General features: G+C 54.1%; 18 protein-coding genes. 5 read left to right on the forward strand and 13 right to left on the reverse strand.

The annotated features are described in order from the left end of the window. Positions 1-3: 3 nt before the first annotated feature. Entirely contained in the window at positions 4-1,143 is a 1,140-nt protein-coding gene (locus IGQ15_RS09410) for an LptF/LptG family permease (protein ID WP_297051140.1), read from the forward strand. Here IGQ15_RS09410 and IGQ15_RS09415 read toward each other — a convergent pair. The 5 genes from IGQ15_RS09415 to ndhO all read right to left on the reverse strand — a co-directional run bounded on the left by IGQ15_RS09415 (position 1,140) and on the right by ndhO (position 5,984). Further along, positions 1,140-2,321 carry a M20 family metallopeptidase gene (locus IGQ15_RS09415; protein WP_297051142.1) on the reverse strand — a complete coding sequence of 394 codons (1,182 nt, stop codon included), beginning with the start codon at positions 2,319-2,321 and terminating at the stop codon, positions 1,140-1,142. The two genes, IGQ15_RS09410 and IGQ15_RS09415, sit on opposite strands and share 4 nt — an antisense overlap. Positions 2,322-2,359: 38 nt before the next feature. Further along, positions 2,360-2,842, reverse strand: a complete 483-nt coding sequence (locus tag IGQ15_RS09420; protein ID WP_297051144.1) for a CYTH domain-containing protein — start codon at positions 2,840-2,842, stop codon at positions 2,360-2,362. A gap of 3 nt (positions 2,843-2,845) precedes the next feature. Then, on the reverse strand, positions 2,846-4,309 hold the full coding sequence (locus tag IGQ15_RS09425; protein ID WP_297051146.1) for a carotenoid oxygenase family protein: 1,464 nt from the start codon (positions 4,307-4,309) through the stop codon (positions 2,846-2,848). Beyond that, entirely contained in the window at positions 4,306-5,661 is a 1,356-nt protein-coding gene (locus IGQ15_RS09430; RefSeq protein WP_297051147.1) for a folate/biopterin family MFS transporter, read from the reverse strand. Before IGQ15_RS09430 ends, IGQ15_RS09425 begins: the two co-directional genes overlap by 4 nt. Positions 5,662-5,771: 110 nt before the next feature. After that, positions 5,772-5,984, reverse strand: coding sequence for a photosynthetic/respiratory NAD(P)H-quinone oxidoreductase subunit O (ndhO, locus tag IGQ15_RS09435; RefSeq protein ID WP_181494778.1), 213 nt, complete (start codon positions 5,982-5,984; stop codon positions 5,772-5,774). Positions 5,985-6,241: 257 nt separating this feature from the next. On the opposite strand from ndhO, the gene IGQ15_RS09440 reads away from it, so the two are divergent. After that, positions 6,242-7,672, forward strand: a complete 1,431-nt coding sequence (locus IGQ15_RS09440; RefSeq protein WP_297051149.1) for a mannose-1-phosphate guanylyltransferase/mannose-6-phosphate isomerase — start codon at positions 6,242-6,244, stop codon at positions 7,670-7,672. Between the two features lie 15 nt (positions 7,673-7,687). Here the strand turns inward: IGQ15_RS09440 and IGQ15_RS09445 are convergent, their stop codons facing one another. The 8 genes from IGQ15_RS09445 to IGQ15_RS09480 all read right to left on the reverse strand — a co-directional run bounded on the left by IGQ15_RS09445 (position 7,688) and on the right by IGQ15_RS09480 (position 12,360). Next, positions 7,688-8,134: a divergent PAP2 family protein gene (locus IGQ15_RS09445; RefSeq protein ID WP_363315836.1), complete on the reverse strand. Its 447-nt coding sequence runs from the start codon at positions 8,132-8,134 to the stop codon at positions 7,688-7,690. A 54-nt stretch (positions 8,135-8,188) separates the two neighbouring features. After that, entirely contained in the window at positions 8,189-9,112 is a 924-nt protein-coding gene (gene crtE, locus IGQ15_RS09450) for a geranylgeranyl diphosphate synthase CrtE (protein WP_297051151.1), read from the reverse strand. Positions 9,113-9,122: 10 nt separating this feature from the next. After that, entirely contained in the window at positions 9,123-10,043 is a 921-nt protein-coding gene (folD, locus tag IGQ15_RS09455; RefSeq protein WP_297051154.1) for a bifunctional methylenetetrahydrofolate dehydrogenase/methenyltetrahydrofolate cyclohydrolase FolD, read from the reverse strand. A gap of 162 nt (positions 10,044-10,205) precedes the next feature. Next, entirely contained in the window at positions 10,206-10,541 is a 336-nt protein-coding gene (locus IGQ15_RS09460; RefSeq protein WP_297051157.1) for a hypothetical protein, read from the reverse strand. Continuing rightward, a complete protein-coding gene (locus IGQ15_RS09465) occupies positions 10,538-10,699 on the reverse strand; it encodes a DUF454 family protein (RefSeq protein WP_297051174.1) in 162 nt (53 codons plus the stop codon). The genes IGQ15_RS09460 and IGQ15_RS09465 overlap by 4 nt, the downstream gene beginning before the upstream one ends. Positions 10,700-10,812: 113 nt before the next feature. Next, positions 10,813-11,457: a pentapeptide repeat-containing protein gene (locus IGQ15_RS09470; protein WP_297051159.1), complete on the reverse strand. Its 645-nt coding sequence runs from the start codon at positions 11,455-11,457 to the stop codon at positions 10,813-10,815. A 5-nt stretch (positions 11,458-11,462) separates the two neighbouring features. Next, positions 11,463-11,924 (reverse strand): Fur family transcriptional regulator, encoded by a 462-nt coding sequence (locus tag IGQ15_RS09475; RefSeq protein WP_297051161.1) that lies wholly within the window; start codon positions 11,922-11,924, stop codon positions 11,463-11,465. 136 nt (positions 11,925-12,060) lie between these two features. Then, the gene (locus tag IGQ15_RS09480) at positions 12,061-12,360 is read right to left on the reverse strand and encodes a TMEM165/GDT1 family protein (RefSeq protein WP_297051163.1); all 300 of its coding nucleotides are present in this window, start codon (positions 12,358-12,360) and stop codon (positions 12,061-12,063) included. Between the two features lie 167 nt (positions 12,361-12,527). On the opposite strand from IGQ15_RS09480, the gene IGQ15_RS09485 reads away from it, so the two are divergent. The 3 genes from IGQ15_RS09485 to IGQ15_RS09495 form a co-directional block, all read left to right on the forward strand. Further along, positions 12,528-13,508 carry a hypothetical protein gene (locus tag IGQ15_RS09485; RefSeq protein ID WP_297051165.1) on the forward strand — a complete coding sequence of 327 codons (981 nt, stop codon included), beginning with the start codon at positions 12,528-12,530 and terminating at the stop codon, positions 13,506-13,508. Further along, on the forward strand, positions 13,505-13,831 hold the full coding sequence (locus tag IGQ15_RS09490) for a hypothetical protein (protein ID WP_297051168.1): 327 nt from the start codon (positions 13,505-13,507) through the stop codon (positions 13,829-13,831). Before IGQ15_RS09485 ends, IGQ15_RS09490 begins: the two co-directional genes overlap by 4 nt. A gap of 114 nt (positions 13,832-13,945) precedes the next feature. Then, the coding region (locus tag IGQ15_RS09495; protein ID WP_297051170.1) for a histidine kinase at positions 13,946-15,089 on the forward strand (1,144 nt) is incomplete at its 3' end.

The raw sequence follows: 15,089 nt of genomic DNA on the forward strand, positions 1-15,089 counted from the left end.
AAGATGCTGGCGATCGCCCGATCCCTTGAGAAGATGCCTTGGCAGCCGCGATTCTCCCTGTTGGATCGCTATATCCTGCGGGAGATGATTCGCCCCTTTGTCTTTGGTTTTGGTATTTTTACGGCGATCGCTGCCGTTATTGGTACGGTGTTCTACCTGATTCGCAATATGGTGGAGCACAACCTTGGCATCCTCAGTGCCATTCAAGTTTTTTTTCTGCGTTTGCCCACCTTTGCGGTCTTGGGCATTCCCATGGCGATGCTCTTTGGTTCGCTCCTTGCCTATAGTCAGCTCTCCCGCCGCAGTGAACTGATTGCTTGCAAAAGCTGTGGGGTGAGTCCGCTGCGTCTGGTGCGACCGGCGCTCTTAGCGGGGTTCTGTGCCTTGCTCTTCACCTTTGCCCTCAATGAACTGGTGGCTCCCCCCATGGCCTACCGCGCCATCAAGACCTTGGAAGTGGCGATTCAACGCCCCCAGCCCAGCTTTCAGACCCGCAATATCTTCTACCGTCGTTTTGCTGGCGGGCAGCTTCAGCAACTCTTTTTTGCCCATCGTTTTGATGGCGAGGTCATGGGTCAAGTGACGGTGTTGAACTTTGAGCAGGGACAATTGCGGGAGATCATTACGGCGCAGGAAGCCCAGTGGCAAGGTTCGACGTGGCTGTTTCGGCAGGGCACCTACCACTACCTAACGCGCGATCGTGACTATGACGTGGCCGAGACCTTCTCAGAACGAACGTTTGCCTACCCCCGTACCCCCCTTGATTTAGCAAGGGAAACGCGAGCACCAGAGTTTATGACCAGTCGCGAAATCTATCAGTACTTGCAAGTTTTGGCGGAAAGTGGCGATGCCAAACGTCTGCGGCAGTGGCGGGTGCAGTTACAGGAAAAGCTCTCCCTTCCCTTTTTGTGCCTGAGTTTTGCCGTTGTCGGTGCCGTTTTGGGCATCAGTTCTCCTCGCCAAGAACAGGGGCGTGCCTTTGGTCTCAGTGTGGCGATTATTTTTGGCTATTACGTTGGTGCCTTTATTTTCACCGCCTTTGGCGAGGGGGGAGCAGTCTCACCCATCGTGGCCAGTTGGTTACCGAAGGTTGTCGTCAGCGCGATCGCCCTTGGGATGCTCTACCACGCCAATCATCATTAGTAGGGAATCTGCCAATAGCGACAGGCCGCATGGGCAAGGGTCATCACACCCACGGGAATGGCCTGTTCATCGACATCAAACTCCGGGTGATGCAGGGGATAGTTGGGGCGATCGCGAAAGCCCACGCCAAGGCGGAACATGGCACCGGGGGCGTGCTCTAGGTAAAGGGCAAAATCCTCTGCCCCAAGGGACGGTTCGGGCAAAATATGCACATGGGGGGCACCCACCACATCAGTCGCCGCCTCCGCCAGCAGTTGCGATAGATAGGGTGTATTTTCTACCCCCGGTACGCCCCGCCGATAGTGGAGTTTGTAACGGGCACCGTAGGCATGGCAGACATTGGCAACAATTTGCTCAATCCACGTCGGGAGTGTGGCACGGGTTTCCGGATGGAGCGATCGCACCGTTCCCTGAAGCGTCACCTGATCGGCAATCACATTGGCAGCCCGTCCCCCTTGAATTTTGCCAAAGGTGACCACCACGGGGCGCAGGGGATTCTGAGTGCGGCTAATGGCCTGTTGCAAAGCACTGATCACTTGAGCGGCAATCCAAATCGCATCCACCGCTTCATGGGGGCGGGCACCATGACCCGATTCTCCCAAAATCGTTAACTCAATGTCATCGGCAGCCGCCGTCAACGCACCATAGCGCACCGCTACTTCCCCCGCGGGAATGGTTGGAAACACATGGAGCGACAAAATGGCACTCACCTCTTTCATCGCGCCATCGGCAATCATCCAACTCGCCCCTTGGGCAATTTCTTCCGCAGGCTGAAAAATAAACCGCACGCGGCCAGGGAACTCCTCCTTGAGAGCCGCCAACACCATTGCCGTGCCCAGACCCACTGTGGTGTGCACATCGTGACCGCAGGCGTGCATCACCCCGCTATGTTTTGAGCTAAACTCCAGTCCGGTCCGCTCCTGGATTGGCAGGGCATCCATATCGGTACGAATGGCCAAGAGCCCCTTTTTCTTGGGATTCCCCTCCAGTTCAGCAATCACCCCCACTTTCCCCACATCCTGCTGCACGGTTAAGCCTGCCGAGGAAAGCACCCCCGCCACATAGGCAGCGGTTTGATGTTCTTGGCCACTCAATTCGGGGTAGCGGTGCAGATGGCGACGAATTTCAATGAGACGGGGGGTGAGGGTTTGGGTAACTTGGCGAATCCGAGCAAGCATAGCAAAGCTGTGGCGATATTTTTGTATCCTATCGAATCTCAGGAATTGCCGGTTACCCACTTTTGATAGGGGTGCTCCGCTAAGTAGGCATTAGTATAGCGGGGGTCGTCAGTCACTTCAAGGCCGATCCAAGGGGGTAGAGTCAGGGGATAGTCAGCACGGGGCAATTCAATTTCTGCCAAAATCAGGCCCGCACAGGCTCCAGTAAATTCATCCACTTCCCAACACAGATCACCCGCTGGGATACGATAGCGGTTTTTCTTGATGATCGGTTGTAGGCACAATTCCGCGAGGAGTTCCCTTGCATCAGCAACGGGGATAGTATACTCATACTCACGACGCTGACCACCGCTGGCTTTGCCCTTGATTGTGATCCATGCCTTGTCACCCGCAAGACGCACGCGCACCGTGCGCTCAGGAACCGTGGACAGGTAGCCTTGGGCAAATTGGGACACACTCGTGGCTAGCGATCGCCATTCCTCGCCCCTGACAAGGAACTTGCGCTCAATTTCGATGCCCATTGCCTAGACCGCTGTGGTAAAGGAACCGTGGAGACCGTAGGGAATGTGGTGTTTCAGGCGCAATCGTGCCACTGGTCCAGCGCCAATGGCTGCCGCATCAAAGATGAGTAACTGCGACTTGTGGCAACTGGCATCATACACCACCTGCAAGAGCCAGCCATCCTCTTCCCCTTGGGCACCCTGCCAGAGAAAGTCACCCCTTTGCAGACCCCGAGGGACAAAAATGGGTTCACTGGCAAAGCCACGCGGCGCCGCCGACCAAAATTGTTCCTCACCCGTCTGGCGATCGCACCGCCACAGTGCCTGTAAAGGCGCATTGGTTTTCGGATCATGCCCCGCCGCCAAATAGGTGTAGCGATAGGGTTGCCCCACCTTGGCCGGATGCACCACGGGAAATTCACAGGGGCGATCGCTCACCACTTGCCAATCCACAGCCTTAGTTTTGGGGTTCAATTGAATCCGCCACAGCAGGCTTGAGGGCAGCGCCGCAAAATTCACCTCCCGAAAATCCGTGCCCGGTTCTAAATTGGGAAAGTGGCTGTAGGCAATGGACTCCACATGAATTTCATCCCCAGCTTCGTAGGCATTGGCATGGTGAAAGACAAAACAGGCGGGCATCGTCAACATCTGGGGAGTCCCACCCCGACGAGGCAGCAGCCAAACCCGTGTCGGTTCCTGCGCATTGAATTGAATGCACTGGGCGGCGCCCCGCAGTCCGAGCAGATAGGGCAGGGGATTTAACTGCACCGGATTCTGAAAAACAATGGCGTAGTTGGGGGTAAGGGCAAAGTCATGGATAAAGGCAAACCCTGGAATCTGAAATACGGGTTGCGAGACACACTGACCACTGGCATCAAATTCATAGAGCGTAATGCGGGTGCTGAGGCCAGGCTTGACACCAAAATTCACTAGCCGCTGCATCCGGGGATCAAAGCGGGGATGCGCTGCAAAGGCATCACTTTCCTTGAGGAGACCTTCTAGGTTATCAAGGCCAATGGTTTCTAGAGTCACAGGGTCAAGGCGGTGGGGCAGACTCGCTTCCCAGAGCGCCAGTAATTTGCCCCCCCAATAGATCACATGGGTATTGGCAATGTTTTTGACCCGGGTATCTAGGAAATTGGCCAGCCACCCACCCGGTTTTTGGGTGCCAAAGACACCGCGATAGAGAAGGCGATTGGCCTTTTCCTCCTCCAAAAATCCAGCGGTACGCACGTAGCGATTGCGAAAATGCACCCGCCCATTCTCAAAGCGAAAGGCACAGATCATGCCGTCGCCATCAAAGGGATGGGCTAAGGGCACTCCTCCGCGCTCCAACAGTCCAGGGCCATTGCGGTAGAGCGTTCCCACCAAATCCGTGGGCACCGTACCTTCAACATCATCAATCCAATAGTCATACTCTTGGGTGAGGGATTCTGTCCCCCCCCGCCAATCCGCCATCGTGTAGGGGCGATCTAAAACTCCAGTCATGAGACACTTGGCTCCAACTCAACAGTGACAGGGGATTGAGAGGCGGGCAGCGGCACCTGCTGCGGCAACCAATTCAACAGCGGTAGGGGCAATAGCGTACTCAGGTTGGTAATGAGCACCAGCAACCACAGGCGATCGAAGTTATGCTCGGTAATCCCCAGCCAGTGGGTCAGCAGTGCCCCCAACTCATGGGAGACCAGATTGGCAAGGTTGCTAATGGACATCAGCAGCGCAAAGAGGGTGGCTTCAATCCCCGGTGGACACAGCCGCGCCGCTAATACCAGTACCGGCATAAAGGCAATTTGCCCCATGACTGCCAAAATGAGGCTATCCCCCAAGCTAAACCACTGGTCACTAATGCCCCATTGGCGATTCAGGTGGGTGACCAAAATCAAGCTAGAGAGTCCTAAAAGGGCTGAGAGAATCGTGCTCCAGAAAAAAATGGTACGAATGGGCAGCGTTTTCAAGTAGCGCTGGAAAATCCACACCCCCAGGAGGGAGGCGATGCTAGTGACAAGGCGCACCCGCCCCAAAAACTCCGCTTCAAAGCCCAATTCATTCGTTGTGAAGAAAAAGAAGGCTGATTCCGAGCCGGGGGTCGCCTGCCAGAGGAAGAGGAAAGCCACCGGCAACCAAATCCGTTTTTGCATCATTGCTTGACGCACACGGTTGATGTGCTCCCAAGTCTGACGCAGTTGCGGCCGAGCCGTAACCCGTGCTTCGGCGATCGCCCACGCAACCCCCGACACCAAGAGGGGAAACACCGCCGTAATTTGAAACACTGTACGCGGACTAAACCACTGCAACAGTTGGCCACTAAAGTAAGCGGTGAGGATGCCCCCCAAGGCAGTAGCTGCCCAGCTTAGGGATTGCAGCGTTCCCATTTCAGTCGCCGATTCTTGGCGTGCCCGTTCAACCACCAGTGAATCGACAATCACATCACTGAGGGCGATCGCGATCGAGGCTGCTAGAATCGCTGCCGTTGCCTGCCAAGGGGCAGCCACCCACGTCCCCAAGCTCAACCACGCCCCACAGCCCAAGAAGCCCGACAGGACAAGATAGGAACGGCGACGAAATCCCAAAAGCGGCAGGCTATCAGAAATGAGGCCAAACACCGGCTTAATTACCCAAGGCAGCGCAGCCACACCCATCAATGCCGCCACTTCCGCCGGCGACAGCCCCAACTCATCCTTAAAGAAAAAGCTAATGGCCAGCCGTGCTAAGCCCAAAACCCCTTGGACAAAATACACCAGCAAAATGGCTAAGAGTTCGCCACTGGGTTCTTGCCCAAAAAGAAGCGTCTCCTTGAGCCACTGAAACCAGCGTTGAGGTTGCGAAGGTTGAACTAACATTACCAAATGTTAAGCAACAGCATTGCCTCCATCATATCCAGACACGCTGAAAATTGCTAACACGGGTGCTCTTCACTGGCTCACAGACTAGCAGGAGACACTCATGGCGGTTATTTAGCGACCTCCAGTTGATCGAGGCGCAGCCAAACTGTAGGGGTGGGCACTGGAAATTTAATCTGCGCATAGTCACCGCGAATCTCCACCACTTCACCGCGTCCCTCGAAAAGATAGGGGGGATAACGATGATCGCTGGCCAAGGCCTCAACACTGTTGGCCAATTTTTCAGCAACGACCTTTACCAAATCTCCTTTTTTAATGGCCATAGGAAACCCTAACGCTGATCAGCCCACATTCTATCCTAAGGAGAATCGCCAAGGGCTTTAAGTCTCTTGATGAATCAAATTGCCAAACCTTAACCAAGGGAAAACGCCACCTCAGTCCCTGAGTGCAATTCATCGGGGACTGCCAGAAGAGTAGCCCTTAGAAAGGGAGTAACAAAAAGAACAGGGGTCTGAACCAAAACGAAGTTCTTTAGCGATACACTGCGCTTAAGCATCACACTACCTGAGGGAAACCTTGCATGGACTGTATTCCAGTGATTCTATCGGGGGGAGCCGGAAGTCGCCTTTGGCCATTATCGCGCCAAGCCCATCCCAAGCAGTTTATGCGCTTAAGTGCCGAAGGGCAGAGTCTGCTACAACAAACGTGGCAACGCTTGCAGGGTTTACCCCAAGTGCAGCTGCCAGTGGTGGTGGCCAATGAAGCCCATCGCTTTCTTGTAGCAGAACAATTTCAAGAACTAGGGGTGACGCCAACGCGGATTTTGCTCGAACCCTTGGGGCGCAATACGGCTCCTGCCATTACTCTTGCTGCGCTCTACATCACAGAAGTCCTCGCCACCGATGCCATTCTTTTGGTGCTACCAGCGGATCATTTGATTCAGGATGTTGCCGCCTTTCAGCAGGGGCTACAACGGGCACTTGCACCCGCCGCCAAGGACTGGTTAGTAACCTTTGGCATTACGCCCACCTCCCCCCATACAGGCTATGGCTACATTCGGCGGGGGGAAGCTCTCAGTGATGCCCACACCTATCGGGTGGCAGAGTTTGTGGAAAAACCCGATTTGGCAACGGCAGAGGCCTATCTGGCGGATGGCCATTACCTTTGGAATAGCGGTATGTTTCTCTTCCGCGCCCAGAGCTTCTTAGCAGAATTGGCACAGCAGCAGCCAGACATTTTGCACCACTGCCGCTTGGCACTGCGGGAGGGGCAGGAGGATTTGGACTTTATCCGCTTGGCCAAAGAACCCTTGAGTCAGTGTCCCAGTCTATCGGTGGACTATGGGGTGATGGAAAAGACGCAAAAGGCAGCGGTAGTTCCCCTAGAGTGCGGCTGGACTGATGTGGGGTCTTGGTCGAGTCTCTGGGAGGTGACACCCAAGGATGAATTTGGCAACAGTTGCCGTGGCGATGTCCTCATCTGTGGCAGCAAGGATTGCTTTGTCCATAGTCAAAACCGCTTGGTTGCCCTACTGGGGGTGGAAAACCTCATTGTTGTAGAAACTGCCGATGCCGTTCTCATTGCCCATCAGGAGGCGGCACAACAGGTGAAACAAGTGGTGGAGCAACTGCAAGCCCAAAAGCGCAGTGAGGCCTACAATCATCGCGTGGTCTATCGCCCTTGGGGACACTACGACTCCATTGACACGGGTCATCGCTTTCAAGTGAAGCGGATTACGGTCAAGCCAGGGGCGAGTCTTTCGCTCCAACAACACCATCACCGCGCGGAACATTGGATTGTCGTCAGTGGCACAGCGGAGGTTACCTGCAATGGCAAGACGTTTCTGCTGACCGAGAATGAGTCTACTTATATCCCTGTGGGCGCTGTGCATCGCTTGGCCAATCCGGGGAAAATTCCCCTTGAAATGATCGAGGTGCAGTCGGGATCCTACCTTGGCGAGGATGATATTGTCCGCTTTGAGGATCGCTATGGTCGGGAGATAAAGCGATAACCGCTGGGCAAACCCTTAGACCGCTAGCCAAGCGATCGCCACCCCCAGGGCGGAACCAACAATAACCTGAATGGGGGTGTGCCCCAATAACTCCTTGAGGCGGGCTTCTGCCAATTCGTGCCCATCTTGGAAAAATTCATCAACAATTTGATTGAGAATGCGGGCTTGTTTGCCGGCTGCTTGACGCACCCCGGCCGCATCGTACATGACAATACAGGCAAAGACAATGGCGATCGCAAACTCAATGCTGTCCCAGCCCCGCTGCAGCCCCACCCCAGTCGCCAGAGCAGTAACGAGGGCAGAATGGGAACTGGGCATCCCCCCCGTTTCCACCAGAACGCGGAAATTGAGCTTGCGGTGTTTGGCAATGTCAATCAGTAACTTGAGCATTTGGGCGATCGCGCTGGCGGCGAAAGCGACCCAGAGGACATGGTTAGCCAGTAGCTCACGAAGACCGTCCATCATGGTTACGGACAAGGACAAACTCTGCGCCCATCCTAACCCACTTCGGAATCGTTAATGACTGCGGCTGGCAATGTAGTCGGCGATCGCCTGCAAAGGAACGGCGGCTGCCCCATATACAGCCAACTCTGCCTTCGCCTCTGCCACCAAGCGTTCAGCCTCTTGGCGGGATTTTTCCAGACCCCACAGGCGCGGGTACGTCATTTTTTGGGCAGCCACATCTTTACCAACGCTTTTACCAAGGACATCCCGGGTCGAAGTAATATCCAAAATATCATCCACAATCTGGAACGCCAAGCCAATATTTGCCGCATAGCGGGACAGGCGAGCCACGTCAGATTCATTCGCCCCCATCAGCAATGCCCCAGAAACCACAGAGGCCTCCAGTAGTGCCCCCGTTTTGTGGGAGTGGATAAAATGTAGCGTTTCTAGACCAATGTTCGGCTGCCCTTCACACTCCAAGTCCACCACTTGACCGCCCACCAAGCCCGTTGCTGCCACGGCATGCCCCAACCGCGCCACAATTTTCAGCAGATACTCTGCGGGCACGTTTTTCGTTTGTTCCACCACGTATTCAAAGGCATAGGCCAGTAAGCCATCCCCCGCCAGAATGGCAATATCTTCGCCATAGACTTTGTGATTTGTGGGTTTGCCGCGACGGTAGTCATCATTGTCCATAGCCGGCAGATCATCGTGGATCAGCGACATGGTGTGGATCATCTCTAGGGCACAGGCGGTGGGCATGGCCATTTCCACGGTGCCCCCCATCAGTTCACAGGTGGCCAAGCAGAGAATCGGGCGCAGCCGCTTGCCCCCCGCCATCAGTGAATAGCGCATTGCATCGTAAATTTTCTCTGGGTAGGCGACGGGGATCGAGGCTTCGAGAGCAGCTTCCACAAGGGCTTGGCGTTCTTTGAGGTAGGTTTTGAGATCAAATGTGCCGGTGGAATGAACTTGGGGGGGATCAGCGGAAATCATGATCAACTCCTCAGCGTGCGGGTGGCATCGAGGTCAACGACAGCAGGGGCTTGTGCCAATTGTGACGGCGACAATAGCTCCATACAGTATTGTGCAACAACATGGCAACGGTCATCGGACCAACACCCCCCGGAACAGGGGTAATATAACTGGCCACAGCACAGGCAGCCTCGTAGTCCACATCGCCCCAAAGACCTGATTTACCGTCGGGGCGTTGAATGCGATTAATCCCGACATCAATGACCACTGCTCCCGGCCGAATCATGTCAGCAGTAATCCGCCGGGGCTGTCCCATCGCTGTGACTAAAATCTCGGCACTACGGGTGACACTGGCAAGATCACGGCTGCGCGAGTGGGCGATCGTCACCGTTGCATTGGCGGTGAGTAACATCAGCGCGAGGGGCTTACCGACCAAAATACTGCGACCCACGACCACTGCCGAGCGACCTGCAATATCAATACCATAGGCGGCCAAAAGCTGCATCACCCCAGCAGGCGTACAACTGCGCAGTCCCGGTTCATCGCGCACTAGCCGACCCAGATTGTCGGGATGCAGGCCATCCACATCTTTATCGGGACGAATGGCGTATAGCAGGGGACGGGGATCGAGGTGGGGCGGTAGGGGCAATTGCAGCAGAATGCCATCCACCCGTTCGTCCTGATTGAGCTCAGTAATTCTGGCCAATAAATCCGCTTCTGTAATGGTGGCCGGCAAATGGGCACCAAAGGATTGAATCCCGACGCGGCCACAGGCCTGTTCTTTGGCGCGGACATACACTGCACTGGCAGGATCATCGCCAACCCGCAACACGGCCAACCCGGGCGATCGCCCCCACTGGGCGTGAAACGTCCGCACATGATCAGCCAACTGGCGTTCAATGGACTGGGCTAAGGATTTGCCATCAAGGCAGGCAGCGGAGTTTGCAACCAAAGGACACCTTAAAATTGCTCAATCACGAAAGTCTAGGGTTGAGTTGCCGAATGGGTTTCCATCGGTTGGCAACAACATCGAACTAGTTTACCCCAAATGGCGATCACGGGCGCCAGCGTTGATCAAGTTCTTTACTCAGTTGTACCAAGGACTTACCGCTCGCTAGGGGCGATCGTCCGAAGGGGAGGGTCGCTCCACTTGAATTTTGGCAATGGCAGGGGTGGTACACAGGTACGTCAGCACATCCTCCGCACTCATCAGGCGCTTGAGCACCACTTGACCAATGGTTGAGACAGGGTCAGGATGGGTGGGCTTTACTTCCACCATCAGAACCATCTCCTCCACTTGGTACAGCCAGAGCTTTTCCTCCCCCTCTAGGATGTAGAGGCAGGTACGGGTGATCACGGGCGATCGCCGCCACACTTGCTCATTCCAGAGGCCTTGGGGTTCCCACACGCGGCCAATCTGCCACCCCTCCGTGAGGAAAAAGTATTTCATGCCACGGGCGGCGATTCATTCCCTTGGGCACTGGAGGTCTCCTCGGGTTCCATGGAATTAAAACAAGCTGCCGCTATCAGCAAAAAAGGCGTTCCTGGCACTATGGGTAAAATGAAGCCGACAACCCCAATAATCCCAAAAATTACACCAAGAACCATACGTGCTGTATTACGGATGCTTTTAGTCACAGGCCTTCCTTTCGAGTTCCAATAGGCGAGGATGATTCACCTCTAACGTAGCCTGAACCTTGCCTTTTCACAAGTTGCTGGTGCTAAGCTTTATCGAGAATCGCATCCCGCAAATCCATGCCGTCCATTTCTGCTTTGTAGAGGTTTGCGCCCCTAAAGTTGGCACGGCGGGCATTGGCCTTCGACATCTTGGCCGCAATGAGAACCGCATCTTCAAAGTTCACCTCAATGAGACTGGCACTTTCGAGAATCGCTTCTTGCAAAATTGCGCTCTTGAGATCGGCCAAGTGCAGGTTGGCCTGAAAGAGATTGGCACGGGTGAGGTTGGCATAGGCAAGGGTCGCTTCCACTAAACTCACTCGCCGCAGTAACGTGCCCACCAAGTTGGCTTGGCGCAGATCGGCCATAGCCATATTTGACTTGTAGAGATCAGCACCCGCTAAGGTCGCCCGCTGCAAACAGGCGCCCTGCAAATCCGCCTCAATCAGGTCACTCATGTAGAGGTTTGCTCCTGCCATGTAGGCATCCTTGAGCAAAGCGTTGCGCAGATCAGCCCCCGCTAAATTTGCCTGATCGAGATTGGCATTGGTGAGGTTGTACAGCTCCAAATTGGCGCCAGTGAGATCGGCTTGTCCCAGATCAGGGCGAATATCACTGTTTTGCTCCCGCCATTGATTCCAAGCGGTAACCCCCTGCTTGAGCAGCTGAAGATGCTGGGGATTGGTCACGGCAGTTATCCTTGGGTACTCGGCTCAGGGTTTTGATAACCGTAAAAATCAATGCGATAGTCAACAATTTTCACGCCAGTTTTTGCTTCAATCTCAGCAATGAGAGAGGGGGGTAGCTCAACGTGAACGTCAATAATTTTCTGGCTATCGAGACAATTGACATGGCTGTGGCTATCACTGATATTGCCGTAAAGGCGCCCATCGGCACGCTCAACGCACTCAATAATACCATGCTCTGAAAGTGCTTCGAGATTTTGGTACACCGAGGTATGGCCGATGTCTTTGCCTGCTTGATTCAGGCGATCGTAGATCTGCCGCGCTGAGAGGTGATCCTTGACATCCCAGAGCAGTTCGAGAATAGCACGCCGCTGCCGACTAAGGCGCAATCCTAGGCGCTGACAGCGATCGATCGCATCCTCCAGGGAACGAATGGGGGGTAGGGGACTGGGAGCAGGAGACGTGAACACGGCGCTATCCTAACAAAAATAAAATTTAAACAGCAGATTTTGCTTAACTAAGTAGCGTGTTGCAGTTAAATCACAGTTTTAGGGTTACCCATTTGCTAACCTGTAGTCACTATGATAATCAATCCTTTGGCTATAATCAAATTTGCTCCCTGTCAAGGCTGTTAGCCGCTGTTTGAGACAGCAAATAAAACCCCAGAAAGGCAAACATCATGGCAGCGATCGCCTTGACCACTTTCACCGGAATCAGTGTAGCAATCCCACTGCCCAAAAGCACACCGAAAAACGTTGTACACACCAAGCCAGAGGCCACGCCTAGAAAGACAGCAGTAGCGGAGCGGGCATTACTCCCTAAAGTAATCGCCACCAGTTGACTCTTGTCCCCCAGTTCTGACAGGAAAACAATCGCAAAACTCACGGCAAAGGATTGCCAGTCCATCCAATTTCTCCAAAGATGTTGCTGCTATAGGGCAGATTAACGGTATGGGCAGTTGCGGTCAACGATCACTGGTGGCTCAGTGTAGCAGGCTCAGCTTAAATAAGTTACAATTCTTAACATCAATTCTGCTAATAGTCGTAGCCCTGTTAAAAATAGCGGAGGTGCTCATGTTCAATACCACTACTGATGGATCGAGCGCGATCGCGGCGGACACCACCTCCTTGAGCAGTCTGGCACAGGCTTGGGCAAAGCGCTATATTACCAACCTCAACACCACCGCCCTTGCGGAGGATGATCCAGCGGTGGTGGCCCCTCGACTCTTGGCCGAATTGCGGAATGCTAGTGTCAAGGCTTGGCAGCGCACCGAAGGCTTCTTGGCCGGAGAGATGATTCGTCATGGGATTCCAGCGGAACTGGTGGATCCTTGGAGCATTTCCAAAGACATCCATGACATTTATCAGCGCACCCTCAAACTCTACGAAGCCGGCAAGGGCACCCAGCAAATGACCGCCAAGGTGGCCAGTGCCATCAGTGAGATTCGCAGCCGCTACACCGCCGTCGATCCCCGGGTGATTGGCTTTGTCAGTATGCAGTTTCACCACACGGGGGTATTACTGCTAGAAGTGGCACCAACGAGCCAACGTCCCATCCTCAGTAGCTTCTTCAAGGTCATTGATGATCACCTCTACATGCCCTTGCACCGTGCCTATAACGCAGCAGCCAACTACGACTACAATGATCCGGCCTTGGCTTTAGTGCGTCATCTATTGCCCCAGAGCACGGCGATCGCCACCGCGATTTGTGATCGTGTTGCCGCACTCAACCCCCAGCACCGCTGTTTTAGTGGCTCTTTGACCCAAGCCAGTGTGCGTGTTTCCAGTATTCGCGATGTCGAGATGTTCCAAGTCTACCTCTGGGTGTGTCTTTTGGAGCAAAGCCTTGAGGCGCTGCAACGGGAACTCTTTCCCCTGTGTTTGATGCTCTATCCTTCCCTGAATGTGACATGGGAGCTGGTGTTTCAAATGGTGCACCTTTTGGGTAAGGAAATACAAACCCGTGCCGCTGGCTATGATACAAGTGTTTTTACTCCCTACTATCTATCTCTCCGAGAAATGTTTGATCCCAAGATTTTTCAAGGACTCCTATGATTCCCAATTTGCAGCAGGTTTCTCTCTCCCCCATCGCCATTGCGGGGTCTGGTCTGTGGGCGATCGCCCTCTACTGGGGCTTTTATCCCACGGGCCAAGCCTTAATGCAGCATTTAGTGACCTGGCTAGGGGGTGAAGCAAACCAAAGTGCCGAATTCTGGGCAGGGATGGTGGGACTCATTCCCTTTATTCTTGTGGGGACGGGTTGCTTTATCCTCTGTAGTTTGGGCTTGGGGCAAAGCTGGGCCTTGAGTTTAGGCCTGATGGCAACCATCGGTGGGGCAATCTACGAACTTGGCCGGCGGGATGGCCAGCAATCTTAAGTTGGGTTGCGAGGGAGAATCCGCTAACATTTAGTTAATCTTTTGATTGCTCTCTAGTGTTTCCTGTCTAGGAAGCGCCATTCATTGCTCTTGAGAAGACTCGCCGGTGATTCAATGAAAGCGTCTGCGGATGCCAGTTCTATCCAAGAAACGACACCGCCGCTCAGTTTGCTCCTGTTTGTTGCCAATCGTCCGGGCGATGAAGAGGAAACCGCTGCTATTCAAGCCCACATTCAGCAACTGCCCTCGAACTTTGGCTTTGAGTTAAAAGTGGTGCCCATTGGTGAGCAACCCTACCTCCTAGAGGAGTACAAGCTGGTTGCCACACCTGCCTTGATTAAAGTCCGTCCTGAACCGCGTCAAACCCTCGCCGGTCGCAAGCTGCTGCAAAAGGTGGACTATTGGTGGCCGCGCTGGCAGCGGGAAGTCGCCCTGGGCCTACAGGCAGATATGCAAAAATCGGCAGCGGAGCAGTCGGATTGCTCGATAGAACTCAGCCGCCTCAAGGATGAGCTGTTTCAACTGCGCCAAGAGCGCGATCGCTTGGCTGAACAACTGCAATTCAAAGATCGGATTATTGGCTTGCTGGCCCATGAGTTGCGTAACCCCCTCACTGCCGTTGGGATTGCCCTTGAAACCCTAGAATCTAACCTTCAGGAAGAGAGTAGTCAGAGTAGTCAGCAACTCCATATTGAGGACATCCAACGCCTGTTTCACCATGCCCGCAGTCAAACCCAGATGATGGGACAACTGATTACGGATTTACTCTTAGCGGCGCGCGGGCCACAGGACAAGCTGCAAATTATGGCACGGCAACTGGATCTGCGACAACTGTGCCAAGAAACGGTTGAGGATGTGCGTCTAAATTTTGAACGTAAAAAGCAGCACTTTACCACTGATATTCCTTTAGATTTACCGTTGGTCTATGGCGATGGCGATCGCATTCGCCAGGTGCTTGTCAATCTGCTGGATAATGCCTGTAAATACACTCCCGAAGGGGGCAAGATTCACCTCAGTGCCTTTCACCGCACGACTCAAAAAGTGCAAGTTACCGTCTGTGACAGCGGCCCCGGTATTCCCATTGAGCAGCAGGAAAAGATTTTTGGCGAGACGGTTCGCCTTGATCGCGATCGCACCATTGAAGGCTATGGCATTGGCCTTGCCCTTTGCCGCCAAATTATTCGTATGCACTACGGCCAGATTTGGGTGGACTCCCAACCGGGAAAAGGCAGTTGCTTTCACTTCACACTGCCCGTTT

This window comes from Thermosynechococcus sp. M98_K2018_005, assembly GCF_015295825.1.
Lineage (GTDB): Bacteria > Cyanobacteriota > Cyanobacteriia > Thermosynechococcales > Thermosynechococcaceae > Thermosynechococcus.

Bases quoted from the DNA above. Each gene is read 5' to 3' on its own strand.
- IGQ15_RS09410 (WP_297051140.1), top strand. From the start codon at position 4: ATGCTGGCGATCGCCCGATCCCTTGAGAAGATGCCTTGGCAGCCGCGA.
- IGQ15_RS09415 (WP_297051142.1), bottom strand. From the start codon at position 2,321: ATGCTTGCTCGGATTCGCCAAGTTACCCAAACCCTCACCCCCCGTCTC.
- IGQ15_RS09420 (WP_297051144.1), bottom strand. From the start codon at position 2,842: ATGGGCATCGAAATTGAGCGCAAGTTCCTTGTCAGGGGCGAGGAATGG.
- IGQ15_RS09425 (WP_297051146.1), bottom strand. From the start codon at position 4,309: ATGACTGGAGTTTTAGATCGCCCCTACACGATGGCGGATTGGCGGGGG.
- IGQ15_RS09430 (WP_297051147.1), bottom strand. From the start codon at position 5,661: ATGTTAGTTCAACCTTCGCAACCTCAACGCTGGTTTCAGTGGCTCAAG.
- ndhO (WP_181494778.1), bottom strand. From the start codon at position 5,984: ATGGCCATTAAAAAAGGAGATTTGGTAAAGGTCGTTGCTGAAAAATTG.
- IGQ15_RS09440 (WP_297051149.1), top strand. From the start codon at position 6,242: ATGGACTGTATTCCAGTGATTCTATCGGGGGGAGCCGGAAGTCGCCTT.
- IGQ15_RS09445 (WP_363315836.1), bottom strand. From the start codon at position 8,134: ATGGACGGTCTTCGTGAGCTACTGGCTAACCATGTCCTCTGGGTCGCT.
- crtE (WP_297051151.1), bottom strand. From the start codon at position 9,112: ATGATTTCCGCTGATCCCCCCCAAGTTCATTCCACCGGCACATTTGAT.
- IGQ15_RS09460 (WP_297051157.1), bottom strand. From the start codon at position 10,541: ATGAAATACTTTTTCCTCACGGAGGGGTGGCAGATTGGCCGCGTGTGG.
- IGQ15_RS09465 (WP_297051174.1), bottom strand. From the start codon at position 10,699: ATGGTTCTTGGTGTAATTTTTGGGATTATTGGGGTTGTCGGCTTCATT.
- IGQ15_RS09480 (WP_297051163.1), bottom strand. From the start codon at position 12,360: ATGGACTGGCAATCCTTTGCCGTGAGTTTTGCGATTGTTTTCCTGTCA.
- IGQ15_RS09485 (WP_297051165.1), top strand. From the start codon at position 12,528: ATGTTCAATACCACTACTGATGGATCGAGCGCGATCGCGGCGGACACC.
- IGQ15_RS09490 (WP_297051168.1), top strand. From the start codon at position 13,505: ATGATTCCCAATTTGCAGCAGGTTTCTCTCTCCCCCATCGCCATTGCG.